The 21798-nt window shown below is 67.7% G+C and carries 20 protein-coding genes; 13 read left to right on the forward strand and 7 right to left on the reverse strand.

Going from position 1 to position 21798, the window contains the following annotated elements:
* Position 1: 1 nt before the first annotated feature.
* Entirely contained in the window at positions 2-301 is a 300-nt protein-coding gene (locus tag EXQ71_10685; GenBank protein MSO87964.1) for a Dabb family protein, read from the reverse strand.
* A 196-nt stretch (positions 302-497) separates the two neighbouring features.
* On the opposite strand from EXQ71_10685, the gene EXQ71_10690 reads away from it, so the two are divergent.
* Positions 498-1253, forward strand: a complete 756-nt coding sequence (locus EXQ71_10690) for an SDR family oxidoreductase (GenBank protein ID MSO87965.1) — start codon at positions 498-500, stop codon at positions 1251-1253.
* Positions 1254-1352: 99 nt separating this feature from the next.
* Positions 1353-3074: a carotenoid oxygenase gene (locus EXQ71_10695; GenBank protein ID MSO87966.1), complete on the forward strand. Its 1722-nt coding sequence runs from the start codon at positions 1353-1355 to the stop codon at positions 3072-3074.
* A gap of 9 nt (positions 3075-3083) precedes the next feature.
* On the opposite strand, the gene EXQ71_10700 is transcribed toward EXQ71_10695, so the two are convergent.
* The 4 genes from EXQ71_10700 to EXQ71_10715 form a co-directional block, all read right to left on the reverse strand.
* Entirely contained in the window at positions 3084-4523 is a 1440-nt protein-coding gene (locus EXQ71_10700; GenBank protein ID MSO87967.1) for a 9-cis-epoxycarotenoid dioxygenase, read from the reverse strand.
* A 104-nt stretch (positions 4524-4627) separates the two neighbouring features.
* Entirely contained in the window at positions 4628-5665 is a 1038-nt protein-coding gene (locus tag EXQ71_10705; GenBank protein MSO87968.1) for a hypothetical protein, read from the reverse strand.
* 62 nt (positions 5666-5727) lie between these two features.
* Positions 5728-6540 (reverse strand): hypothetical protein, encoded by an 813-nt coding sequence (locus EXQ71_10710; protein MSO87969.1) that lies wholly within the window; start codon positions 6538-6540, stop codon positions 5728-5730.
* Positions 6537-7793, reverse strand: coding sequence for a hypothetical protein (locus tag EXQ71_10715; GenBank protein MSO87970.1), 1257 nt, complete (start codon positions 7791-7793; stop codon positions 6537-6539). The genes EXQ71_10710 and EXQ71_10715 overlap by 4 nt, the downstream gene beginning before the upstream one ends.
* Positions 7794-7846: 53 nt before the next feature.
* Here EXQ71_10715 and EXQ71_10720 point away from each other — a divergent pair, with 53 nt between their 5' ends.
* From EXQ71_10720 to EXQ71_10745, 6 genes are read left to right on the forward strand one after another with little or no spacing between them, the layout of a single operon-like run.
* Entirely contained in the window at positions 7847-9193 is a 1347-nt protein-coding gene (locus EXQ71_10720) for an amidohydrolase family protein (GenBank protein MSO87971.1), read from the forward strand.
* Positions 9190-9990, forward strand: a complete 801-nt coding sequence (locus EXQ71_10725) for an SDR family oxidoreductase (GenBank protein MSO87972.1) — start codon at positions 9190-9192, stop codon at positions 9988-9990. The genes EXQ71_10720 and EXQ71_10725 overlap by 4 nt, the downstream gene beginning before the upstream one ends.
* Positions 9991-9993: 3 nt before the next feature.
* A complete protein-coding gene (locus EXQ71_10730; protein MSO87973.1) occupies positions 9994-10734 on the forward strand; it encodes a ThuA domain-containing protein in 741 nt (246 codons plus the stop codon).
* Positions 10731-11942 (forward strand): cytochrome P450, encoded by a 1212-nt coding sequence (locus EXQ71_10735; GenBank protein ID MSO87974.1) that lies wholly within the window; start codon positions 10731-10733, stop codon positions 11940-11942. Before EXQ71_10730 ends, EXQ71_10735 begins: the two co-directional genes overlap by 4 nt.
* Positions 11939-12958, forward strand: a complete 1020-nt coding sequence (locus tag EXQ71_10740; protein ID MSO87975.1) for an amidohydrolase — start codon at positions 11939-11941, stop codon at positions 12956-12958. The genes EXQ71_10735 and EXQ71_10740 overlap by 4 nt, the downstream gene beginning before the upstream one ends.
* Positions 12959-12970: 12 nt before the next feature.
* The gene (locus EXQ71_10745) at positions 12971-13753 is read left to right on the forward strand and encodes a DUF1295 domain-containing protein (GenBank protein MSO87976.1); all 783 of its coding nucleotides are present in this window, start codon (positions 12971-12973) and stop codon (positions 13751-13753) included.
* A gap of 7 nt (positions 13754-13760) precedes the next feature.
* Here the strand turns inward: EXQ71_10745 and EXQ71_10750 are convergent, their stop codons facing one another.
* Both EXQ71_10750 and EXQ71_10755 read right to left on the reverse strand, forming a co-directional pair.
* Positions 13761-15173, reverse strand: coding sequence for an amidohydrolase (locus EXQ71_10750; protein MSO87977.1), 1413 nt, complete (start codon positions 15171-15173; stop codon positions 13761-13763).
* On the reverse strand, positions 15170-16444 hold the full coding sequence (locus EXQ71_10755) for a hypothetical protein (GenBank protein MSO87978.1): 1275 nt from the start codon (positions 16442-16444) through the stop codon (positions 15170-15172). Before EXQ71_10755 ends, EXQ71_10750 begins: the two co-directional genes overlap by 4 nt.
* Before the next feature lie 70 nt (positions 16445-16514).
* Here EXQ71_10755 and EXQ71_10760 point away from each other — a divergent pair, with 70 nt between their 5' ends.
* The 5 genes from EXQ71_10760 to EXQ71_10780 all read left to right on the forward strand — a co-directional run bounded on the left by EXQ71_10760 (position 16515) and on the right by EXQ71_10780 (position 21797).
* A complete protein-coding gene (locus EXQ71_10760; protein MSO87979.1) occupies positions 16515-16709 on the forward strand; it encodes a ferredoxin in 195 nt (64 codons plus the stop codon).
* Positions 16710-16773: 64 nt separating this feature from the next.
* Entirely contained in the window at positions 16774-18174 is a 1401-nt protein-coding gene (locus EXQ71_10765) for a branched-chain amino acid ABC transporter substrate-binding protein (protein ID MSO87980.1), read from the forward strand.
* A 22-nt stretch (positions 18175-18196) separates the two neighbouring features.
* Complete coding sequence (locus tag EXQ71_10770) at positions 18197-20299, forward strand: ABC transporter permease (GenBank protein ID MSO87981.1); 2103 nt, start codon at positions 18197-18199, stop codon at positions 20297-20299.
* Positions 20296-21069 (forward strand): ABC transporter ATP-binding protein, encoded by a 774-nt coding sequence (locus EXQ71_10775; GenBank protein ID MSO87982.1) that lies wholly within the window; start codon positions 20296-20298, stop codon positions 21067-21069. Before EXQ71_10770 ends, EXQ71_10775 begins: the two co-directional genes overlap by 4 nt.
* Entirely contained in the window at positions 21066-21797 is a 732-nt protein-coding gene (locus EXQ71_10780) for an ABC transporter ATP-binding protein (protein ID MSO87983.1), read from the forward strand. Before EXQ71_10775 ends, EXQ71_10780 begins: the two co-directional genes overlap by 4 nt.
* The last annotated feature ends 1 nt before the right edge of the window (position 21798 follow it).

The raw sequence follows: 21798 nt of genomic DNA on the forward strand, positions 1-21798 counted from the left end.
GTTAGTCCCGTGCTTCGTATTGCACCGCGGCGCGCTCGGCCGAGATGGGGGCGATGTAGTCGGCGATGATGGCCTGATGGGTCGGGTCGGCCCGGTACGCCTCGTACCCGGCGCGGTCGTCGAAGTCGGCGACGACGGCGAAGTGGAAGTTTCCGGCGTTGACCTCAGCGTCGGGGCCGAAGCGGAACGCTCGGATCGAGGGGATGATTCCCGGCAAGGAACGGAGGCCGTTACTGACGGCCACTTTCTGGGCCTCGGTAGCTTCGGGGACCCACCGGAACATCACGACGTGGCGGAACATCACCTCACCGTAGGCCAGCGGCGACGGTCGGTAAACAGTGTTCAGGCTCCTGTTACGGTGTGCCCAGCGGAAACGAGGGAGACCCACATGTCGCTTGTTGCAGGGACAGCCATCGGCACGACCGCCTCGGCGGAGTGCTGCGATGGGGCCACCATCGCCGACCCCGCGCTGCCCACCGCCGAGGCGGGCTGATCCGATGGATCTTGGGCTCACGGGCCGGCGGGCCGCCGTGGCGGCATCATCGGCCGGTCTCGGGTTCCACGCCGCTCGCGCCCTGGGTCGCGAGGGGGCACGGGTGGCCATCAGCGGGCGCGACGACGCCCGGCGAGCTGCCGCCCTCACCGCCTTGCGAGCCGAGGGCATCGACGCCGTGGCCGTGGCGGCCGATGTCTCCACTCCCGCTGGGGCCGAGGCCTTCGTCGGCTCGTGCATCGATGAACTTGGTGGCGTCGACATCCTCATCGCCAACGCCGGTGGACCCCCACCCGGCACCTTCGCCACCACCACCCTCGACGCCTACCGCCAGGCGCTTGATCTCAACCTCCTCTCTACCGTCGCCATGTGTAAGCAGGCGGTGCCGGGCATGCAGGAAGCCCGCTGGGGACGCGTGGTGGCCATCACCTCCATCGCGGTACGGCAGCCCATCGCCTCGTTGATGGCCTCCACCACGGCGCGTGCCGGGGTCACCGGCTTCCTGAAGGTGCTCGCCACCGAGGTGGCCGCTGACGGGGTGACCGTGAACTCCCTCCAGCCCGGTGTGCACGCCACCGATCGCCTGGCGTCGATGCCGCCCGCCGCCCTGGCGGCACTCATGGCCGACATACCCATCGGTCGGCTCGGCGACCCGGCCGCCTTTGGTTCGGCGGTGGCGTTCCTGTGCAGCGTTGACGCCGGCTTCATCACCGGTACCTGCCTCCCCGTCGACGGGGGCGCCGCCCGGGGATTGTTGTGACCGGGGTGTTCCCGAGACAGGGTTGATCTCCTCCGGTAGGATGGTGAACACCGTTAGGCCGCAGTTTTGCGGGCGGCGCAAAGCCACCACGAAGGACTCATGTCGACCCCACACTCTTTGACGACCGCGCCACACGCCGATTTCGAACTTGAGGTGGTGGAGGGGGTCTGGCCCGAGGACATCAGCGGGGAAATGGTGTTCTCCAGCCCCCTGCGGTGCACGCCGATGGACTACTCCATCTTCGACTGGGGCTCGATTTGCCGCCTGTCCCTCGCCGCCGGAACGCGCGGGGCGGGCCCGGGGCGCTTCGCCTGGCAGACACGTTCGATTCAGTCGCCCGGCAAGCGACTGTGGGATCGGCTGCCCGAGCAGTTCACCACCACTGGCACCGGATACCAGTCCCCGCTGGGCCCGGCGAACGCCTCCAACACCGCCCCGCTGCCGTGGGGGGGACGTCTCTACACGACCTGGGATGCCGGACGACCGATCGAGTTGCACCCCGACACCCTCGAGTTCGTGGCGGAGGTTGGCCACCGCGACAGTTGGGGAGGGAACTCGCTGGAAATGCCCGGCATCATGCCGTTCCTGTTGTCGACCGCCCATCCCGTGGTGGACCCTGAGCGCGACTGCCTCTGGTCGGTGAAGTTGGAATTCGTGATGGAGCCCAGCATTGGTCTGCGCCCATCGGTGGTGCGCTACGACGCCACCGACGGGACCCAGGTGCGCCACTGGCCGCTGGAGGGGGTTTCCTTTTTGGGCTCCACTCACACCGTGAGCCAGACCCGCGACTGGCTGATCCTCGCCGACTCCGGCAACTTCAAGCCCGATCCGGCGGAAATGTTCGGCGGCGAGCGCGTGCTGACCATTGACCATGAGGTACCCGTCTGGCTGATCCGCAAGGACCAACTCGACGGCCTCGCCACCGGTACGCCGGTGACCCCCATCACCCTCACCATGGCACCCCCCGCCGGTCACTTCTACGCTCGCTGGGACGATTCCGACGGCATCTCGGTGGTGTGGGAAGGCATGGACCTCATGGACCTCGCCTTCTACCTGAAGGCCGATGACCTCGACGTCAACGGCAACCCCATGGACCCCGCCGCCGTGGGTCTCTACAACATGGCGATGGCCCCCGAGACGATCGTGGAGGTGCTCTTCGACCCCGAGTCGGGCAAGGCCATCGAACGGGGCCTCTATCGCGAAGACTGGACGTTCAACCTGCAGCTTTCCGCCATGGACTGGTCGACCGAAGGTCTGACCAAGCCCACCCTGCACCACGTGACCTACCAGGGCTGCCGCCCCTCCAACATCTCGCTCCGGGCCGCCACGCTCTACGCCGACCGCATCGACCTCGACCAACTCCGCCAGGCCACCCCCGGCGCGCTCGCCACCTTCGAGCGGGGTTCGATGGAACTCAAGGCCAAGTGGGACTACCCCAACCTGGACGATCACATCACCTCTCCTACCTTTGCCCCGCGGGGGTGCGGGAGCTCCGGCGCCCAGAGCGCCTATGCCGGTGGGGAACCCGGCGGCCACGACGGCTACGTGCTGCAACCGGTGATGTCCGATGACGGCTTCCGCCTGGAGCTCTTCGATGCGGCTGCCGTGGGGAAGGGTCCCATCGCGGTGCTGAAGGGCACGAACCGGGAGTGTGTGCCGATGGTCCTTCACTCAGCGTGGATGCCCTCCTACCACGACCTCGTGGACGCTGAGCGGCTGCGTTTCTCCGATGAGTTGAGCGACGACCTCATGGCCAGCGTGCCCGAGGAGTTGCACGGTGCGATCCGCGAGGTAGCGACGGAGTGTGACGAACTCTTCTGAGGCCGCCGCCTACCGCTCAGCGGCGGCGAACCAGTTGGCGTGGAACCCGAAGGGCATGCGTTGGGTTAGATGCACCCGGGCGATCGGCCCGGCGGTCACATTGCCAGCATCCAGTACGCAGACGTCGGTGCGATCAGTGGCGTCGTCGTACACGGCATTGAGGAGCCAGCCGTCGTCCTCGCCGTGGCCCTGCGGGTTCGGCACGAAGACGCTCTCCCCCACATGGCCGGTGGGGCCGGAGTTCCAGATCTGACGCTCCCCGCTGGCATCGTCGTATCTCACGATGCTGTCGAAGTCGCCCAGTCGTCGTTGGGGGGCGACGGTGGCGGACATGTAGTGATAGCGCGAGCGCACTCCGTTGAAATCGTCGTTGAAGCGGGCAAAATCGCCACCGAGGTCGTCGGTCTGATCCCAGCCGGCTTTGTCGGCGGCGAGGTCTACCCAGAAGCGCGCCGGATACGGCGGGGTGTTGTCGCCGCCCGGCGCATCCGGTGGGGCAGTGGAGTCGATGCCGAAGTCGGGGTGCTCGAATCGGGTACCGGAGAACTCGATACGGTCGCCGTCGGCCCAGCCGTTCCAGAAGTGCTGGACATGCCCGGCGTCGATATCGAACCAGCGCACCTCGTCGCCGGTGCCGTGGCGGGGGATCACGCCGATGCGGGCACCATTTTCCGGACGCCACTGCACCATGGGCCCTTTCCCCAGGTTGGCAATATCGAAGACGATGGGGGAGTCGAGGAACACGGCATGGTGCTCGGTGATGATGAAGTCGTGCATCATCACCGGCGCCGGCAGGGTGATCTTGGCGCGGTGCACGAGCGCGCCGTGGGCGTCGACGACGTAGTAGCGAATGACGGGTTCCAACACCGAGTAACCGAAGAAGAACATCTCGCCGGTGCGCGGATCGATCCGAGGATGGGCCGTCATGGCGCCGGTGAGACTTCCGTCGAAGGTGTACTCGCCCACCGTGTCGAGGTCGGCGGTGACCTCGGTGGGGAGCCCTCCCTCCCACAGCGCCAGGTACCGCCCGGCGTGGCGCACGATGTGGGTGTTGGCCGGGTTCTTCACCGGTCCGGCGTCGCCCACCAGCGCGGGTTCCGGGAAGTTCATGACATCGCCCAGACCCGGATAGACCGCCCGCCCGAGGTCGGCTTCGGCCCGCAACCCGCGCGACCGGATCCACCGATTGCGGTAGGACGCTCCGCCACCGTCGAAGGTCACCCCGTGCAGCATGCCGTCGCCGTCGAACATGTGGTACCGGCCCACCGGTTGGAACAGTGGGTTCGGCCCGTTACGGATGAAGGAGCCCTGCAGCCCGGCGGGAAGCTGGCCGGTGATGGCCAACTTGGCCACGTCAACCTCAACGTCCACCGGAAACAGATTGCCGGCTAGGTCGGGCTGGTTATCCTGGCGGCTGACGTTTCCGGTAAGGGTGGTGGCGACGTGCATGGATGCTCCTTGGTGGTGGCCCTGACGGGGCCGCTACCCCTATAACTTTACACCGTTTACCATCAGGGCACGCGTGCCGTCGTTGCTCAGGGTGGTCGCCCGCCCTACCCGGCCCGGCCCGGAAGGGCGGCGAAGAAGTCCCAGATCAGGCTGGTGGCATCGATGTCCAGGTTGGTGAGCAACACGTTTTGGGCCATCGAGGCCGGGGTCTCACCGATGGCGGGGGGGAGCGGATTGGCGGGTTGGGTAGCGTTCCCGGTGAGGACAGCAGTGAGGAGGTCCTCGGTAACGGGCATCGGATGCCCAGGCCAGGAGTGACCGTGCTTCCGTAACCGGTACAGCACCGTGGGGGCCGCACACCGAGTCCAGCGGACCGACTCCACCGTTGGGGTCACCGCCGCCACCTCCGGCGTTCCGGCACAGCCGTTACGGGCCGCGACGGCTTCGAGCGCGTCGGTTACGGGGACGAAGGTGCCGGCCTGTTCACTGCGGCGACCTTCGAAGGGGGTGATGATGTCGTCGAGGCCATGAAAAGCCAGCGTAGGGATGGCCCGGCCCGTCGGGGGACATTCGGCGGACTGGTAGGCCGCCGCCACCGCCGCCACCGCCACGATGCGCTCGGGGAGGGCGCAGGCCACGACCAGGGCGATGTAGCCGCCGGCGGAGAACCCGGTGGCGTAGACCCGCGACGGATCGATGCAGGTCTGAGCGCCGAGTTCGTCGAGCAGCGCCGCCACGAAGGCAGGTTCGTCAACCTCGTTTCCCTCGGGGTCCCATCCGCTGGCCCCGGTGACCTGGTCGGACAAGCCCACGAGGAGGCCCTCGGGGTGGACCGACACGAATCCGTGCTCGTCGGACTGGGCGGCCAAGCCGTCGGTGGCGCCTTGGAGGGCGGCGTTTCCGCTGAAGCCGTGGAACGACAGCACCACCGGGAGGGGCTCGGCGCGGGCGACCGTGGCGGTGGGGGAGGCGGGCAGATGCACGAGAGCGGTTCGCTCCCTGCCTTGGACCGTCACCTTGATCCGGTCGATGGGACCGTGGGGCAGACCATCGCTACAGGCGGCACTGGCCACGGCGGCGACGGTGGTGGGGGTGATGGCGGGCGTGGCGGTGTTGTTGCCCCCGCAGGCGGCGGTGGTCATCGCCAGAGCCCCGACCAACCCCGCAACCCGGACGATTCGGGACCCACGATGACCCCTGGTAATCACCAGTCGGCGAGGGGCTGGGGCGGGAAGATGCTGGCGCGCTCGGCGGCGAGTCGGTCGCAATCCCAGTCGGCTCCGACGCGTTTCCAAATCACCGGATTCCGGGCCGGATCGTCGATCTGCTTCCACTGGGCGGCCACCAGGAAAGCCGGATTGCTGGCGCCCAGGATCAGTTGCTCGGACTTATCGGTGATCGTCCCGGTGAGGAGGTCGGGGCTCTGGCTGGTGAGGTTGTAAATGAAGATCTCCCGCCGGGCCAGGTAGATATCGCCGCGCAGCGCGTCGCTGACCTTCACCGAGGAGGTCACCCCGGGATGGCCATCGCCGTCGGCATCAAAGATGCGAGGGTCGTTGGGATCACTGGGTAAGGCTTCGGTGGCGGGGTTGTCGATCTTGATGCCGATCGGGGTGGGCGTGGGGGGGCGTGCGATGTGCAGTTTGCCGTTTACCTCTGTCACCTCGACCGGCGTGGCGATAGGCACAATCGCCTGAGTGGCGGCGTCGGAGATCGTGATCTCCAGGTTCACGTCGTTGGCCACATCGGCATGACAGAACGTCATGGCGTTCCACAACTCGCCGTCGCGCAGTTCGAGGTCGGAGAATCCGGTGCTGATGATCAGGACCTTCATCGTGGTGTCTTCGTACGCCACTACGTCGTAGTGGGCGTAGCGACCGACGAGGTCCTCCGTCCCGGCGGGCAGGTCGCCGGCGTCGCTGGCCGTGTCGGTGTTCGAGCCCGAGGAACACGCCGCTACCACCAGGGCCAGCAGTAGGCCCAGCCCCAGAAGCCGTCGGGTCGGTGCCATGCTCATGCCGATTCCACGTAGCCGTCGAGCGCATCGGATACGGCCGTGCCGACCGGGAGGAGGTCGGGCCCGATGGCCAGGTCGACCGCCCGCTCGAAATGATGGATGAGCCGTTCGTGCCAGCCGATGTGGAACGGCCGGGCACCGGGCGAGGAAATCGAGGCCTGGATGGGGGCCATGTTGGCCTGGTCCTGCGCCATCACCGTGTCGAAAAGCACCATGCGGTCGAGGTGTTCTTGGGGCACCTCATCACCGGCCCAGGCCGGCGCATACCAGCGCAGTTCGAGATCGGTGGTGGTGCCACTGGTGGGCCACATGCACAAGAAGGTAAATGCCCCGGTGTCCATGGGGACCACCAGGTTGGGGAAGATACCGAAGGAGGTTGAGGTCTGACGCCACAGCAACGGGACCGCCGGGTTGTCGTTCTCCTCGGAGACCATGGCGAAGTCGCGGAAAGCGTCATGCTTCTCCACCGTGAGTCGACTGTTGCCGTGGGGCAGCATCGTGACCGTCGCCGACTGGTCGTTGTAGAGGAAGGCGGCGTTGTCGGGGTGCACCGTGCGCACGTGGTACACCTCGAGAAAAGCGTCGACCATGAGCTTCCAGTTGCAATCGAGCCGGTGCACCTGGGTGCCCACCGCCCGCATCGCCGGACCGTCGATCTCCGCCATCTGATCCGCAATGGGCCCGAGGAACTCAACCAGCGGCACGGCCTGGGCATCCTCGCTGATGAAGACCCAGCCGTCCCATGTCTCGCAACGCACCGGCACCAGCCCCAACGATCCCTGGTCGAGATCGGCGAAACTGCGGGAATCGGGAACCGACTTGAGGGTGCCGTCGGTGCCGTAGGACCAGGAGTGGTACTGACACGTCAGTCGCCGGGCGGTGCCGCACTCGTCGCGGGTGACGGGGGCGCCGCGGTGGCGACAGGCGTTGTAGAAGCCGCGTAGCTCGCCGTCGTCACCGCGCACCACCACGATGGGTGCTCCCGACCGAGTGGTGAGCCGATACGAGCCCGACTGCGGCCATTCGGACTCATGGCCGACGAACAGCCAACTGCGGCCAAAGATCCGTTGCTTCTCCAGTTCGTAAAACGCCGAGTCGGTGTAGCGGCCCACCGGAATGACCGGGATCTCTACCGCCTCGGCGGGCGGCGCGGTGCGGGCCTTCTCCTGGTCGATGCGCTCCCGGATGGTCCGTTCCAACGTGGCGTCCATGCGTCTCCTTGTGTCGGGCCCAGAGTGGTGGTGCGGCCTCATTTGCTACGGTACTGAACACTGTAAACTGTGCACGAGCAAAGGGGGCTCCGGCGGTGATTCCAAGCAACCCATCCGGGGTGCTGATCTCCGGTGGTTCGGTGATTTCCGGCCGGGGTGACGCGCGGCAGGCCGACACGGACGTGTTCATCAGCGGCGATGTGATCGTGGCGGTGGGGGAGCCGGCCCGGGAGTTGGCCCGCGTCGCCGGCCCGGGGGTGGAGCAGGTGGATGCCACCGGGCTCACCGTCATGCCCGGCCTCATCGACGCTCATTGCCACATCAGCTTCGGCGAACCGGCCAGTAACGACGAATTGTTCTTCCATCGCGATCAGTCCACCGCCGCCATGCTGGCGGCGTTCAACGTGCGGAAGTTGTTGCTCGCCGGTGTCACCGGCTTCCTCGATGCCGACTGCCTCTGGAACATCGGACCGGCGTTACGCGACAGCATCGAGGCCGGGATTGTTCCGGGCCCGAGAATGACCTCGGGGATGAACGCGCTCCTCACTACCGCCGGAGGCACGGCGGGCCGCCTGATTCCCGATACGGGCACCGCCGCCTACGCCCACGTGATGGGCAACCGCGACGAGATGGTGCGGACCACGCGGCAGCAGATCAAGTACGGAGCCGACTGGGTCAAGATCCACGTCACCGGGTCGCTCCCCAATCGCCAGGGCGAACTCACCGTGTGGAGCTTGGACGAACTCCGAGCCGTCACCGATACCGCCCACGCCCTCGACACGCCCACGATCGCCCACTGCCGCAACGCCCACGCCACCCGGTTGGCCGCCGAAGCGGGCGTGGACATGATCCTGCACGCCAGTTTCATCGACGAGCCCGCCCTGGCCGCCGTGGTGGAAGCAGGCTGTGCCATTGTCCCCACCTTCACCTTTCTGGCCAACCTGGCCGACCACGGCGCCAAGGTGGGCGCGCTCAGCACCCAGGTGGAGTTGTTCCGAGGTGAGATCGATGCCACCGCGACGATGTTGCGCACCGCCCACGACGCCGGCGTGCCAATCCTCTCGGGATCCGAGAGCGGCTTCGCCCTCACGCCCTACGGCCACTGGCACGCCCGCGAGATGGAGGTGCTGGTGGAGGCGATGGGACTCAGCGCGCTCGAGGCCATTCGCTGTGCCACCTATAACGGGGCACGGGCCCTGCGCATGGATGAGGGCACCATCGGGGTGGTGGAGGTGGGCGCGGCAGCCGATCTCCTCGTCGTGCACGGCGACCCATCTCGAGATGTGACGGTGCTCGGCGACCGATCCAACCTGCGTCACGTGTTCTCGCGGGGTCGGGCCGTAGATCTCGCCGGCCCCTGGCCCGAGCGTGACCCACTCCCCGGCGAGAAGGTGGGCCAGTGGGCTGCTGATCTACTCACCTGGGAACGGGCCCACCGATGAGCCTCACCGTGGTGGTCACCGGCGCGGGTCATGGCTTGGGCGCGGCCATTGCGGCCGCCGCCGCCGCCGTGGGCTGGCGCGTGGGGGTGCTCGACCGTGACGGGGAGGCCGCCGCCCGCACCGTCGCCGCCATCGGCGACCACGCCGTGGCCCTAACCGCCGACATAACCGTGGAAGCCGACATGGACCGGGCCCTCGATCTCTTTGCCGATGCCACCGGCCAAGCGGCCCCCGACGGGTTGGTGGCCAACGCCGGCATCGTGCGGTTCGGACCCCTCGCCACGGTGTCGGTGGAGGATTGGCGGGCCGTGGTGGACGTGAACCTGACCGGGACGTTCATTGCCGCCCGTGGGGTGGCCCGGCGCATGCGGGCGGCGGGGACCGCCGGGTCGCTGGTGACGGTCACCTCCATGAACGGGGTGGCGCCGGGACCCAACGCCGGCGCCTACGGCGCCACCAAAGCCGGGGTGGCGCTGCTCACCCAGCAGATGGCCATCGAGTGGGGTCCCGATCGGATCCGCTGCAACGCCGTGGCCCCCGGGCTCATCGATGCCGGCATGTCCGAGCCGGTCTACGCCGATGCCGAGATTCGGGAACTCCGAGCCGCCCGCGTGCCCTTGGGCCGATTGGGTACGGCGCAGGACGTGGCCCAGGCCGTGTTGTTTCTGCTCTCCGAGGAGGCCGGCTACATCAACGGGATCGAACTGCTCGTGGATGGGGGGGTCACTTCCACGGTGATGAGCACCCTGCCCCGACCGGCGTCGGTCGACACGGTCGGACCTGCGGGGGGCTCCTAAGCGATGATGGCCCGTAACCTGATGATCTCTGGTGGTCCCCTCCACGATTTCGCCGCCACCACCGCAGTGCTGGCCGAGGTGCTAGCCGAGGAGGGCGTGCAGTCCACCGTGTTCGACGACCCGCACGCCGGTCTGCTGGCCCTGGCGGACGGCGCTGGCACCTGGGACCTCGTCACCGTGAACGCGCTGCGATGGCAGATGGGATCCGCCCGCCACGCGCCGCTGCGAGACCGCTGGGCGTTCACCCTGAGCGACGGCGAAGCGGAGATCATCGACGGCTACGTGCGCGGCGGGGGCAGCCTGCTGGCGTGTCATGGCGCATCCATCTGCTTCGACGGCGATCCGCGGTGGGCGGCGTGCATCGGGGCCACGTGGAACTGGGACCGGTCGTCGCACCCTCCTCAGGGGTTGGCGGTTATCTCGTCCACCGGGATGGGTCGGAGTCATCCCATCACCGCCGGCATCGCCGAGTTCACCACGGTCGATGAGATCTACGGCTTCCTCGACTACGACACCGGGTTGGAGCCGTTGCTCACCAGCGCCCATGGGGGCCAAGATCATCCGGTGCTCTGGGCCCGCTTGGTGGGACGCGGGCGGGTGGTGACCGACGTGCTTGGGCACGACGCGGCGGCGATGACCCATCCGATGCACCGATTGATTCTGCGGCGAGCCGCCCGGTGGCTGATGTCGGTCGATGCGCCCACCGACAGGTGGCCACAACCGGCGGGTGACCCCACCCCATGACCGACCGTCTCGAGATCACCGTCTCCAGTTACCACCAGGCCCGGGAAGCGTTCCGTCAGAAGGGGTTGCGCCAGGCCCTCTACGACGAGGGTGAGGTGGTGATGTCCGATGTGCTCGTGAACCTGCATGGCGCCGATCACCAGGCCCGTCGCCGCCTCGAGAACCGCCTGTTTCGCAAGGACACCCACCGCCTCTACGAGCGCGAGTTCTTCCCGCCGGTGGTGGCGGCCACGCTCGCTCCCCACGCGGCCAACGGCCACGCCGAGTTGGTGACCCTGAGCCACGAGCTGATGATGAACCTCGCCGCCTTCACGGCCGGGGTGGATCGTCCGCACGGCACTCGTGAGGAGACCATGCGCCTCTACGACTATCTGATGCTCTTCATCCAGGGGGCCACCCTCGCTCATTACACCGGCGACCGCGCCGCCAAGCGGGAAGAAGTAGCCCAGGCCCTGGCGGCGTTCGAATCCGAGTTTCTGCGGCCGTCGATTCAGCGACGCCGGGGGCTGCTCGCCGCCGTGGAGGACGGATCGGGGGAGGAAGCGGACCTCCCGCGCGATGTGCTCACGACCCTGTTACGCAACGACGCCGAACTGCACCTGCCCTCGGAGGTGATCCTGCGAGAAACCTGCTTTTTCCTCCTGGCCGGCGCCCACACGAGTGCCACCGCCTTCGTGCGCACCCTCCACAACGTGTATGCCATGGGCGAGGAGCACCCGGAGGACTTCGAGCAGGCCTGCACGGACCTGGCGTTTCTTCAGCGATGTGTGCACGAGACGGTGCGCTTGCAACCGTCGAGCCCGATCGCCATGCGGTACGCGCTGGACGAGGCCGACCTGCTCGGCGAAGTGCACATCCCCGCCGGGGCCTTTGTGATCATCGACCTGATGGCGGCTAACCGTGATCCGTCCGTCTTTGGTGAGGGCGCCCATGACTTCGACCCCCATCGCCTCCTGGAACCGGGCGTGGCCCCGTGGGGATTGAGCTTCGGTCTCGGCATGCACGCCTGCATCGGTCAGGACCTGGCGGCGGGCATCGACCCGATGGGCCATCCCGTGGGCGATGACCACCTCTACGGGCTCGTCCCGGTGGCGATCCGGGCGCTGCTCGATGCCGGAGGGCGGCCCGACCCGGCTGATCCGCCCACGATGGATCCCGACAACAGCCGGGGCTACTGGGGCCGCTACCCGGTGGTGTTTCCGGCGTGATCGACCTGCACGCCCATGTGGTGTTGGAACAGACCCTCGGCGCAGCCGGTCGCTACGGTCCGGACCTCGACGAGGGCGACGCCGCCGTCGCTCGCCTGCCCTGCTACCGCGTGGGCGACTACCAACTGCTTGGGGTGCGTTACCGAGACAGCGCCTTCATGGACGTAGATCGGCGCCTTGAACAGATGGACGAGCGCGGCATCGACCTACAGGTCCTTTCCCCCAATCCGCTCACCTTCTTCCACCACATCGACTCGACCACCGCGATTGCCTTCAGTCGTTGTCAAAACGATGGCCTGGCCGCCATCGTGGGCCGCCATCGTGGGCGGCTGGCCGGTCTGGCCCAGTTGCCGATGCAGGACCCCGCCCACGCGGTGGCGGAGTTGCATCGGGCGGTGTCCGAATTGGGGCTGCTCGGCGCCTACATCGGCACCGATCTCGGTCGACCGCTCGACGACCCGGCCTTCGACGTGGTCTACCGGGCCTGCATCGACCTCGATGTTCCCCTGTTCATCCATCCCGCGCCCGGCGGCATCGATGCCCCCCGGCGAGACGACCGGATGGCTCGCTTCGACGCCGACCTGTGGCTCGGCTTCGCCCACGAGGAAGCCCTGGCGGTGGCCACCCTGGTGCTCGGCGGGGTGTTGGCTCGCCACGAGGAACTCGACGTGTGTGTGTCGCACGGGGGCGGGTCCACTACCTGGCTAGCCGAGCGAATGCGCCATGCCGCCACTACCCGACCCTGGGCCGACGCCGCCCTACGCGCCGAGGGTGTGGTCGATGCCCTGGTGGGCCGCCTGTGGTGGGACGCCCACGTAGGAGGTCCCCGGGCGTTGGCCATGCTAGTGGCGGCGGCGGGGACGGATCGATTAGTGGGGGGAACCAATTTCGCCGGCTGGGACGAGACCGCCGATCCCAGTTATGGCGATGCCAGCCTGGCGGCCACGCTCGATGCCAACGCCCTTCGATTGCTGCGGCTCCCGCCCGGGGTTCCGGCCCCTCGCCCCCCCACCTAGCCGCGCCGCCGCATGATCGTCCTTCTCGGCACCACCCTGGCCGCCACCCTCAGCTGCATGCTGGCGCTGTGGGCCCTCAGCATCCGGCGCCGTGATCCGAGTTTCGTCGATGCCTGGTGGCCGCTCGGGTTTGTGCTGGTGGCCTGGATCTCCCTGCTGATGAGCCACGGCGATCCCACTCGTCAGGCCCTCCTGGTGGGCATCACCACTCTCTGGGGCTTGCGTCTCAGCGGCTACCTCTTTTGGCGGTGGCGGCGCAACGGACCGGACCCGCGCTACGCCAGCATGCTCCGTCATTCCTCGGGCAACCCCCACCTCTTCACGTTGCGCAACGTGTTCCTCTTGCAAGGGGCACTTCTTTGGATCGTCTCCCTGCCCTTGCAGTTGGGTCAGTGGTATCCCAACCCGCCGGGATTGCTGTTCCCGGGGATGGTCGGGGTGGTGCTGTGTGTGGTGGGGGGCGCTTTCGAGATCATCGGTGACGCGCAGTTGGTGCGTTTCAAAGCCCAACCAGCCAACGCCGGTCGGGTGATGGACCAGGGGCTCTGGCGCTATACCCGTCACCCGAACTACTTCGGGGACGCTTTGCTCTGGTGGGGCCTCACGCTCATCGCGGTGGTGAACCCCGTCACCGCCATCGCCATTGCGAGCCCGTGTGTGATGACGTTCCTGCTGGCCCGCTGGAGTGGGGTGGGGCCGCTGGAACGCCGCCTCACCCGCCACAAACCCGACTACGCCCACTACGTGGCCCGCACCAGTGGCTTCATTCCGCGGCCTCCTCGGGGTGGGGGATGATGAGCCGTTACGACGCCTCGTAGACCACCTGCCCGGCGCACACGGTGGCGGCGACATTCTCGGCGGTGAGTTGAGCCAAGGCGGTCGCGAGCGGCACGCGCAGGAGGCACAGATCGGCGGGGTGTCCCACCCCCACGGTCCGCACGGCCCCGCCGGGGTGATCGGACGCGCCGAGGAACAGGCCAAGAGCCGCCCGAGCGCTGATTCGCTCGGCCGGGCCGAGGGCCACCTCCTGGCGGGTGCGGCGATTGACCGCGGCGCGCATGGCCCGCCACGGATCGGCGTGGGTATAGGGGGCATCGGTGCTCCCGCCCACGGCCACTCCGGCGGCGAGGAGTGACGCGCAACGGTAGAGGTGGTCCTGATCATCGGCGTCTACCTCGCGTTGGTAATCGTCGCCGCGTTCGGCGATGAAGCCGGGCTGGGTGACCACGGTGATGCCGTGCCGGGCCAGATGAGCGACCTGCTCGGGCGCCAGGACCGAGCCGTGTTCCATCCGATCACCGTGGTGACTACCCGCCTCGTCCCAGGCGGCGAGGGCCAACACCGCCGCCGGGCGGGTGACGCAATGGATGGCCACGGGCCGACCGGCGGCGTGGGCGAGCGTGATATCGGAGGCCAGGGTCACGAGGGCGGGGTAGGCGCTGTCGTCGATAATGAGTTTGACCGGTCCGCGCCCGAGGCCCTCGGGCAGATCCACGCCGAGGAGGTCGATGCCCCCGGTGACGGTGACCCGTTGGGGTAGTGCGCCGGTGCGCACCGCCTCGGCCAAGGCCGCCAGTTCGTGTCGGTGACGGTAGGGCGTGGCATCGGTGACGCCGATGACGCCATAGGTGGCGAGGCGGGCGCCGAGCGGTGCCAACTCCGGCGGGTCGGCCTCGATCAGCCCCGCGAGCAGGTCGTCGGCGCGATGCACTCGCCCGGTGGGCACCCCGTCGGGGTCTCGCTCAATGCCCGGATGAGCGTGCTCGGCCAGGGCTAGGCGTTCTAGGGCGAGGCTGTTGAGTGTCCAGCGGGCCCCGCTGCGGTGCTGCAGGCGCACCGGTCGGGGCGGGCTCAGGGCATCGAGGGCGTGGCGGTCGAGATCGCCCGCCACCGCTTCGTGGTACCCCACCGCCCGGAGCCAGACCCCCGGGGCGAGGCGACCATCGGCCTCGTGCAGCACCCGGGCGAGGCTCGCCCGATCCTCGACTTCGGGAGGGCCCGCCGCTACCGACTCCGCCGCCGCCGCCGTGGCGAGGAGATGCAGATGGTGGTCGTGCAACCCCGGCAGCAGCGCACCGCCTCCGCCGTGGATCACCGTGTCCGCCGTCGAGGGCCGAAGGCCCGGCCCGATCGCCGCCACCACGCCGTGATGGAGGCGCACATCCACCGCGGTGCCGTTCACCTCGACGTCGCGCAACAGGACCGGCGGGTTCATCGACGGACCCCGGTTCCGAACACGGCGGCGTTGTGGGCGCCGAGGGGTGCGGCGGCGTGTCGAACCGGCCGCGCCCGGGGGGCCGCCACCACCGGGGCCGAAGCGATGGGACGCGTGGGGCCGGCCACGGCGGCAGCGACTTCGGCCATCGCCACGTCGAGCCGCCAGCGTCCGCCGCCCCGCAGGCTATCGAGGGTGGCCAGCGCCGCCACGAGGCCCGTAAGGGGATCAGCCACGGCGTCGGCGCAAAAACATGGTCCGGCGGCGTCCCAGACGACGAGGCCGCCGGCCACGGCCGTGTCGTCACCGAACCCCACCCGCTCGCGACCGGGGGCGGTTTGTCCGTGGGCCGTGATGGAGGTCCATACCCTTACCCGGCCGGTGGCCATCACGGCCTCGGCGTGGATGCCGAGTTGCTCCAACGCCCGCGGCCGCGATGCTTCGATCACCACGTCGGCATCGCGCAGGAGATCGATCAACACGCTCACCCCTTGCGAATTGGTGAGGTCGAGGGCCACGCTGCGCTTGCCGGCGTTGAGGAGATCGAAGAACCCCGGCGGCCCGAGGCGCGCCCCGTCGGGCCGACCGGTGGCCTCCACCTTGATCACCTCGGCACCCGTGGCGGTGAGGAGGGATCCACACAGCGGGCCGGCCCACAAGGCGCTGAGGTCGATGACCCGTAGGGGCCCGGGTCGGGGAGGAACCGGCGCCAGGGGCATCTCGCGCAGGCGCACCGGAAGCGACCCGGGGCGGCCGGGCGCGGTAGTGGCCGACGAAGTGGGGGCAGGAAGCCCTGCCACCGGCAGGCCCAGCAGGGTGGCGCGTTCCACTGCCGCTGCGGTGGAACAGGACCCTACGAACGCCGCCACCGCGACCCAGGGCAGGGGCAGAGGTGGCGTCTGCTCCAGCCACGCCGGCAGGAGATCGACGTCGTCGGGTCGGGCCAAGGTCACCGCCAGCCACCCGTCGCGGGTGGCAAGGAGGCGAGTGGCCCCCCCACAACTGATGGATCCCTGACGACTCAGGCCTCCGATGGCCGCTCGCTCGCCGAGCAGCGCTAGCGGATCCACCCGCAGCGGGCGGCCGGCGGCGTCGGGATGCTCGGCCAGTTGATCGGCAAATCGGGCCAGCGTGGGGACCAAGCCCGCTGGCGGTCCCAGCGGCGCCCGGTGGGCGCGCCCGGTGAGGGCCATCGCCCCACTAGCGGCCCAAGCATTGATCTCGGCGGTGTGGGCGCCCAACTCTGGCCAGCGCATAGGCCATGATCCCATTGGAGACACCCGGGGCGCGCCCCGGCGGCGGCGAGCCCCGGGCTGCCCCGGATCGACGTAGGCTGCGACGATGCGGATCGCGGTGGACACCACGCTGTGCACCGGTCACGGCCGTTGCTACTCCCTCGCCCCGGAGGTCTTTGTGGGCGACGACGACGGCTATTGCGTCAGCGTGGCCGTCGAGGTGCCGATCGGATTGGAAGCCGAGGCGCTCAAGGGTCTGCGCAACTGCCCCGAGCGGGCTATTCGTGTGGTGGATAACTGAAGGTTGCCGCGACCAGCACGAGACTCCCGGGCGCGTTACTGTCGGGATTTCGAACAGTCGTGTCATGTACTTCGATGGCATCGATCACACCTCGGGGGGAACCGTGTCGCGATCCGTGAGAAACGTTGGAGTTGCGTTAATCGTCGGGCTGGTGATGGCGGCTTGTGGAAACTCAAGCGACGATGCCAGCCCCGCTAGCACCGCGGCGAGCGATTCCGGTGCGGGTACGGCCAATAGCGACCGCGATGAGTTCGTGTCGATCTCCGGTGTGCCCGGGGTAAGCGACGACGAGATCGCGTACGCCGTGGTGGGAACCAAGAGCAACAACCCCCTCGGCAGTTGCATCCTCGACTGCTACGCGGCCGGGGTGGAGGCCTACTTCGCCTACCAGAACTCCCTCGGGGGCATCTACGGCCGAGACCTAGTGGTGCGGGACGTACTCGATGACGAACTCGGCCAGAACCAGGTGCGAGCCCTCGAAGTGATTTCCGCCGAACAGGACTTCGGCGTGTTCCAGGCCACCCTCCTCGCCACCGGGTGGGGGGCGCTCGATGATGCGGGTGTGCCTACCTACGCATGGGGCATCAACGCCACTGAAGCCGCCAACCGAATGCACATCTGGCCCAGCCTGCCGGTGCGGTGCCAGGACTGCCCCACTCGATCGGTGCCCTACGCCGCTAAATCCTCCGGCGCCCGGCACGCCGCCTCGTTGGGCTACGGGGTGAGCGAGAATTCCAAGGTCTGCGCCCAGACCGTGGCCAAGGCCATTGAGAAGTACGAACCCGACACCGGGGTGGATATCGTCTACACCAACGACGATCTCGCCTTCGGGCTTCCCAACGGGATTGCTCCCGAGGTGACCGCCATGAAGAAAGCGGGGGTGGATTTCATCTCCACCTGCATCGACCTCAACGGCATGAAATCCCTCGCCCAGGAACTAGCCCGGCAGGGGATGGACGACGTGGTGCTTTATCACCCCAATAGCTACAGCCAGTCCTTCGTGACCGAGGCGGACGGCCTCTTTGAGGGCGATTATGTGACCGTCCAGTTCCGGCCCTTCGAAAGCGATCCCGGCGACAGCAGTCTCACCGAGTTTCTCGAGTGGATGAAGAAGCAGGGCGACGAACCATCCGAAATGGCCATGGTGGGCTGGATCAACGCCACGCAGGCCTTCGATGGCCTCCTCGCCGCCGGCCCCAACTTTGATCGCGAAAAAGTTACCGCCGCTACCAATGCCATGACCGACTTCGATGCCGGTGGCCTCCTCATGCCGGTCGACTGGACCGTGAGTCATGTGCCTTACACCAACGCGACGCGCAGCGCCAACGATGCGGATGAATGCACCGTGCTCGTGAAGGTCGTGGACGGGGTCTTCGAGACCGTGGGGCCGGTCGCCGAGCCCGGGTTGTGCTGGAGCGGATCAGACCTCGCTTGGTCCGAACCGAAGCCCGCGGCATTCGGCTGATCCCCATCAGGTCGGTCCGTTGATGGTCCTCGCCACGGCACTGGGGGAGGACCTATCCCGCGCCTTTCTCCAGGGCCTGCCCCCCGGCTCGGTCTATGCCCTGATCGCCATCGGGTTCGTGCTGGCCTACAAGACCAGCGGTGTGTTCAACCTGGCCTTCGGGGCACAGGCGTACGTGTCGGCGGCCCTGTACTTCCAGGCCCGACTGGAGTGGGGCTGGGGGATCCTGCCCGCCTTGCTGGTGTCGGTGTTTATTCTGGCCCCCGTCCTAGGACTCATCCTGGAGCGGCTGATCTTTCGCCACCTTCGCACGAGTTCCTCGGTGGCCAAGTTGGTGGTGGCCATCGGGCTGACGGTGGCGATTCCCAGTCTCTTCGACGTGCTGGTCGGCTTCGAACCGGTGGCCGGACAGACCCCCACGGGCATCATCCCCGGCGGGGCCAGCGTGTTCTACCAACCCGTGGGCGTCTACGCCTTTAGCCGCGACGAGTTGATGGCGATGGGCGTGGCCGTGGTGGTGATGCTGGGTCTAGCGGCCCTGTTTCGGTTCTCGGGCATCGGGCTCCAGATGCGAGCGGTGGTGGAGAGCCCGCGTATGACCGAGTTGAACGGCATCCAGGCCGACCGTGTCTCGGCCTTTAGTTGGGCGCTGTCGAGTGTGTTCGCCGGCCTGGCCGGGGTACTGATTGCCCCGCGCTTCAACACGCTGGCGGCCCCAGATTTCTTCAACCTGGTGGTGGTGGCTATCGCCGCTGCCGCCGTGGGCCGCCTGATAAGCCTGCCGCGAGCCTTGGCGGGCGGCTTGGGCTTGGGGGTGTTCATCGCCTTCGCCAACACGTTTCTCCCCGCGTGGGCGCTGTCGTATCCGATCCTCGCTCCCATTCAGGACAACGTGGCCCCGGCGGTGCCCTTCCTCGTGTTGTTTGCCCTCCTGGTGCTGTGGCCGGCGGTGCGGGCCACCAAGGAACAGGCCGACCCGCTCTCGGGGGTAGACCCGCCACCACCGTCGCTGGCCTCCCATGAGCGCAGTGCCGGCCTCACCGTGGCCACGCGGGTGTTTGCGGTGGTGTTCTTTCTCACGGTTGGCTTGGTGGTGTTCACCCAAGCCGACGTGAGTTGGCTCTTTCTCGTCACGCAATCGGTGATCCTTGCCACCCTTTTCTTATCCATCACCGTGATCACCGGGCTGGCCGGGCAGATCTCGCTCTGCCAGGGGAGCTTTGCCGCCATCGGCGGTTTCACCGTGTTCCAACTCAGCGATCGCTACGGCACATCGGTGTTGGTAGCGGCGCTGATCGGGGCGGGGGTGGCGGCGGCCTGCGCGGCCTTGTTGTCGTTGCCGATCCGGCGCCTCGGGGGCGTCTGGGTGGCGATCGCCACCCTTGCCTTCGCCTTCTTCTTCGATGCCGTGATGGTGAAACTGCCCTGGGTCGGCGGCGGCGGTACCTCGTTGCTGCAAGGCACGCGCGTGCCGCGCCCCACCATTGGGCCATGGGACCTCGGCAACGACAAAGCATTCCTGGTGCTGGCCCTAGTGGTGTTCCTGGTCGCCTCGTTGGCGGTCATCCAGATCCGCGAGGGCACCACCGGTCGCACGCTGCGGGCCTTGCGGGGTAGCGAGTTGGCCTCACAGTCCATTGGCATTTCCCCCGCTCGCTCCCGGGTGATGGCTTTTGCACTGTCGGGGTTCCTCGCCGGCCTCGGGGGAGCGATGCTCACCATGCATCAGGAAAACGTCAACTACACCCTCAACTTCTCTCCTTTTGCCGCCCTGTTCTGGCTGGTGCTGGTGGTGTCGCTGGGATCCCGCACCGTGGAAGGGGCCGCCCAAGCCGGGGCCGCCTATGCGCTGTTCGAAGCGATTGTGCTGCGGGGGGCGGTGTTCGGGTGGATCTTCCGGAATACCGATCGCATCCCGGGCATCTTCCCAATCTCGCCGAAATGGCGCTTCATCATCTTCGGCCTCGGCACCATTCAGTTTGCCCGTCACCCCGAAGGGCTCGTGGAGTTCAACACGCGTCGGGCCCACCGCCGCGTCGAGGCCATCATGGCCCGACTGCGTGGCTCCCCGGCCGCGCCGCCACCCGAGCCGGATGCTCCCGTAGCGGAGGAGTCGGTGCCGTGACCCCCATCCTCGAGACCAGAGGCATTTCCAAGTCCTACGCCGGGATCGGCGCGCTCAGGGACGCGACCGTGCAGGTGGGCGAGGGCGAGCGCGTCGGCCTCATCGGGCCCAACGGCGCCGGTAAGACCACGCTGTTCAACTGCATCCTCGGCCTGCTGGCTCCTGATGCGGGGTCGGTGCGACTGGCGGGCGACGACATCACTTCCTTGCCGGTGCACCTGCGGGCGCGGCGGGGCATCGGCCGTTCGTTCCAGCGCATTGAACTCTTCACCGAGTCCACCGTGCGAGAGCATCTGCTCATCGCCGAGCGGGTGCGCCGGGGCAACGGATCGCTCTGGAAAGACCTCTTGGGCCGTGGCCGGCCCAAGGCCGATGAGTTGCAGGCCTGTGATGCCGTGTTGGAACGACTCGGACTGGGCGAGCTGGCCGACGAACCCATCGAGCAACTGAGTTTGGGACAAGGGCGGTTGGTGGAGGTGGGGCGGGCCTTGATGACCCACCCGCGCATCCTGTTGCTCGATGAGCCATCTTCGGGTCTGGATCGTCAGGAGACGGCTGATCTGGCGGCCACCTTGCGCGACCTGCAGGGGGAGCAGGGCTTCGCCATCTTGTTGGTGGAGCACGACGTGGAGTTCGTGGCGGCCTTCACGCAGCGGTGTTATGTGCTCGACTTCGGCACGCTGATTGCCGATGGACCCACCGCCGAGGTACTCGAGCGCGCCATCGTGCGCGAGTCGTACCTCGGGAGTGTCAAGAGGGATGACCCATGACACCGATTCTCGATCTGCGGAGTGTGTCGGCGGGCTACGGACCATTCCATGCGCTCTTCGATGTCTCCCTGTCGGTGCGGCCCGGTGAAGCGGTGGCACTGCTCGGCGCCAACGGCGTAGGCAAGACCACCGTGGCGCGCGTGGCCACCGGCTTGATTCCGCCCTCGGAGGGTTCGGTGTGGGTCAATGGCACCGAGATGACGGGGGCGGCAACGTTTCGCTTCGCTCGCGCCGGGGTGGCCCACGCGCCCGAAGGACGCTCCGTGTTTGCCACGTTGTCAGTGGAGGAGAACCTGCGCCTGTCGTTCCGACAGTCCAAGGGGCGCCGGGGCGTTGCCCCGGCTTTGGATCAGGCCTTCACCCAGTTTCCATCCTTGGCACGTCGGCGCCGCATGCTCGCCGGCGATCTTTCCGGGGGGGAGCAGCGCATGCTGTCCATGGCTCGGGTCCTGGTGGAAGCGCCCCGGCTACTGGTGGCCGATGAACTCTCGCTCGGGTTGGGACCGATCATCGTGGACGAGATCTATAACGACCTCGCCCGGCTCCGATCCGAAGGCACCGCCCTGCTGATCGTGGAACAACAGATCTCCCATGCCTTGGCGTTGTGCGATCGCGTGGTGCTTCTCGAGCACGGCACGGTGATCTGGCAGGGACCGACCGAAGACGCCGAAGCGCGGTTGGTGGCCAAGATCTTCGACCACGCCGCCGGTGAGGAACCCCCCTCGTGAT

The organism is Acidimicrobiia bacterium (assembly GCA_009694375.1).
Lineage (GTDB): Bacteria > Actinomycetota > Acidimicrobiia > Acidimicrobiales > VFJN01 > VFJN01.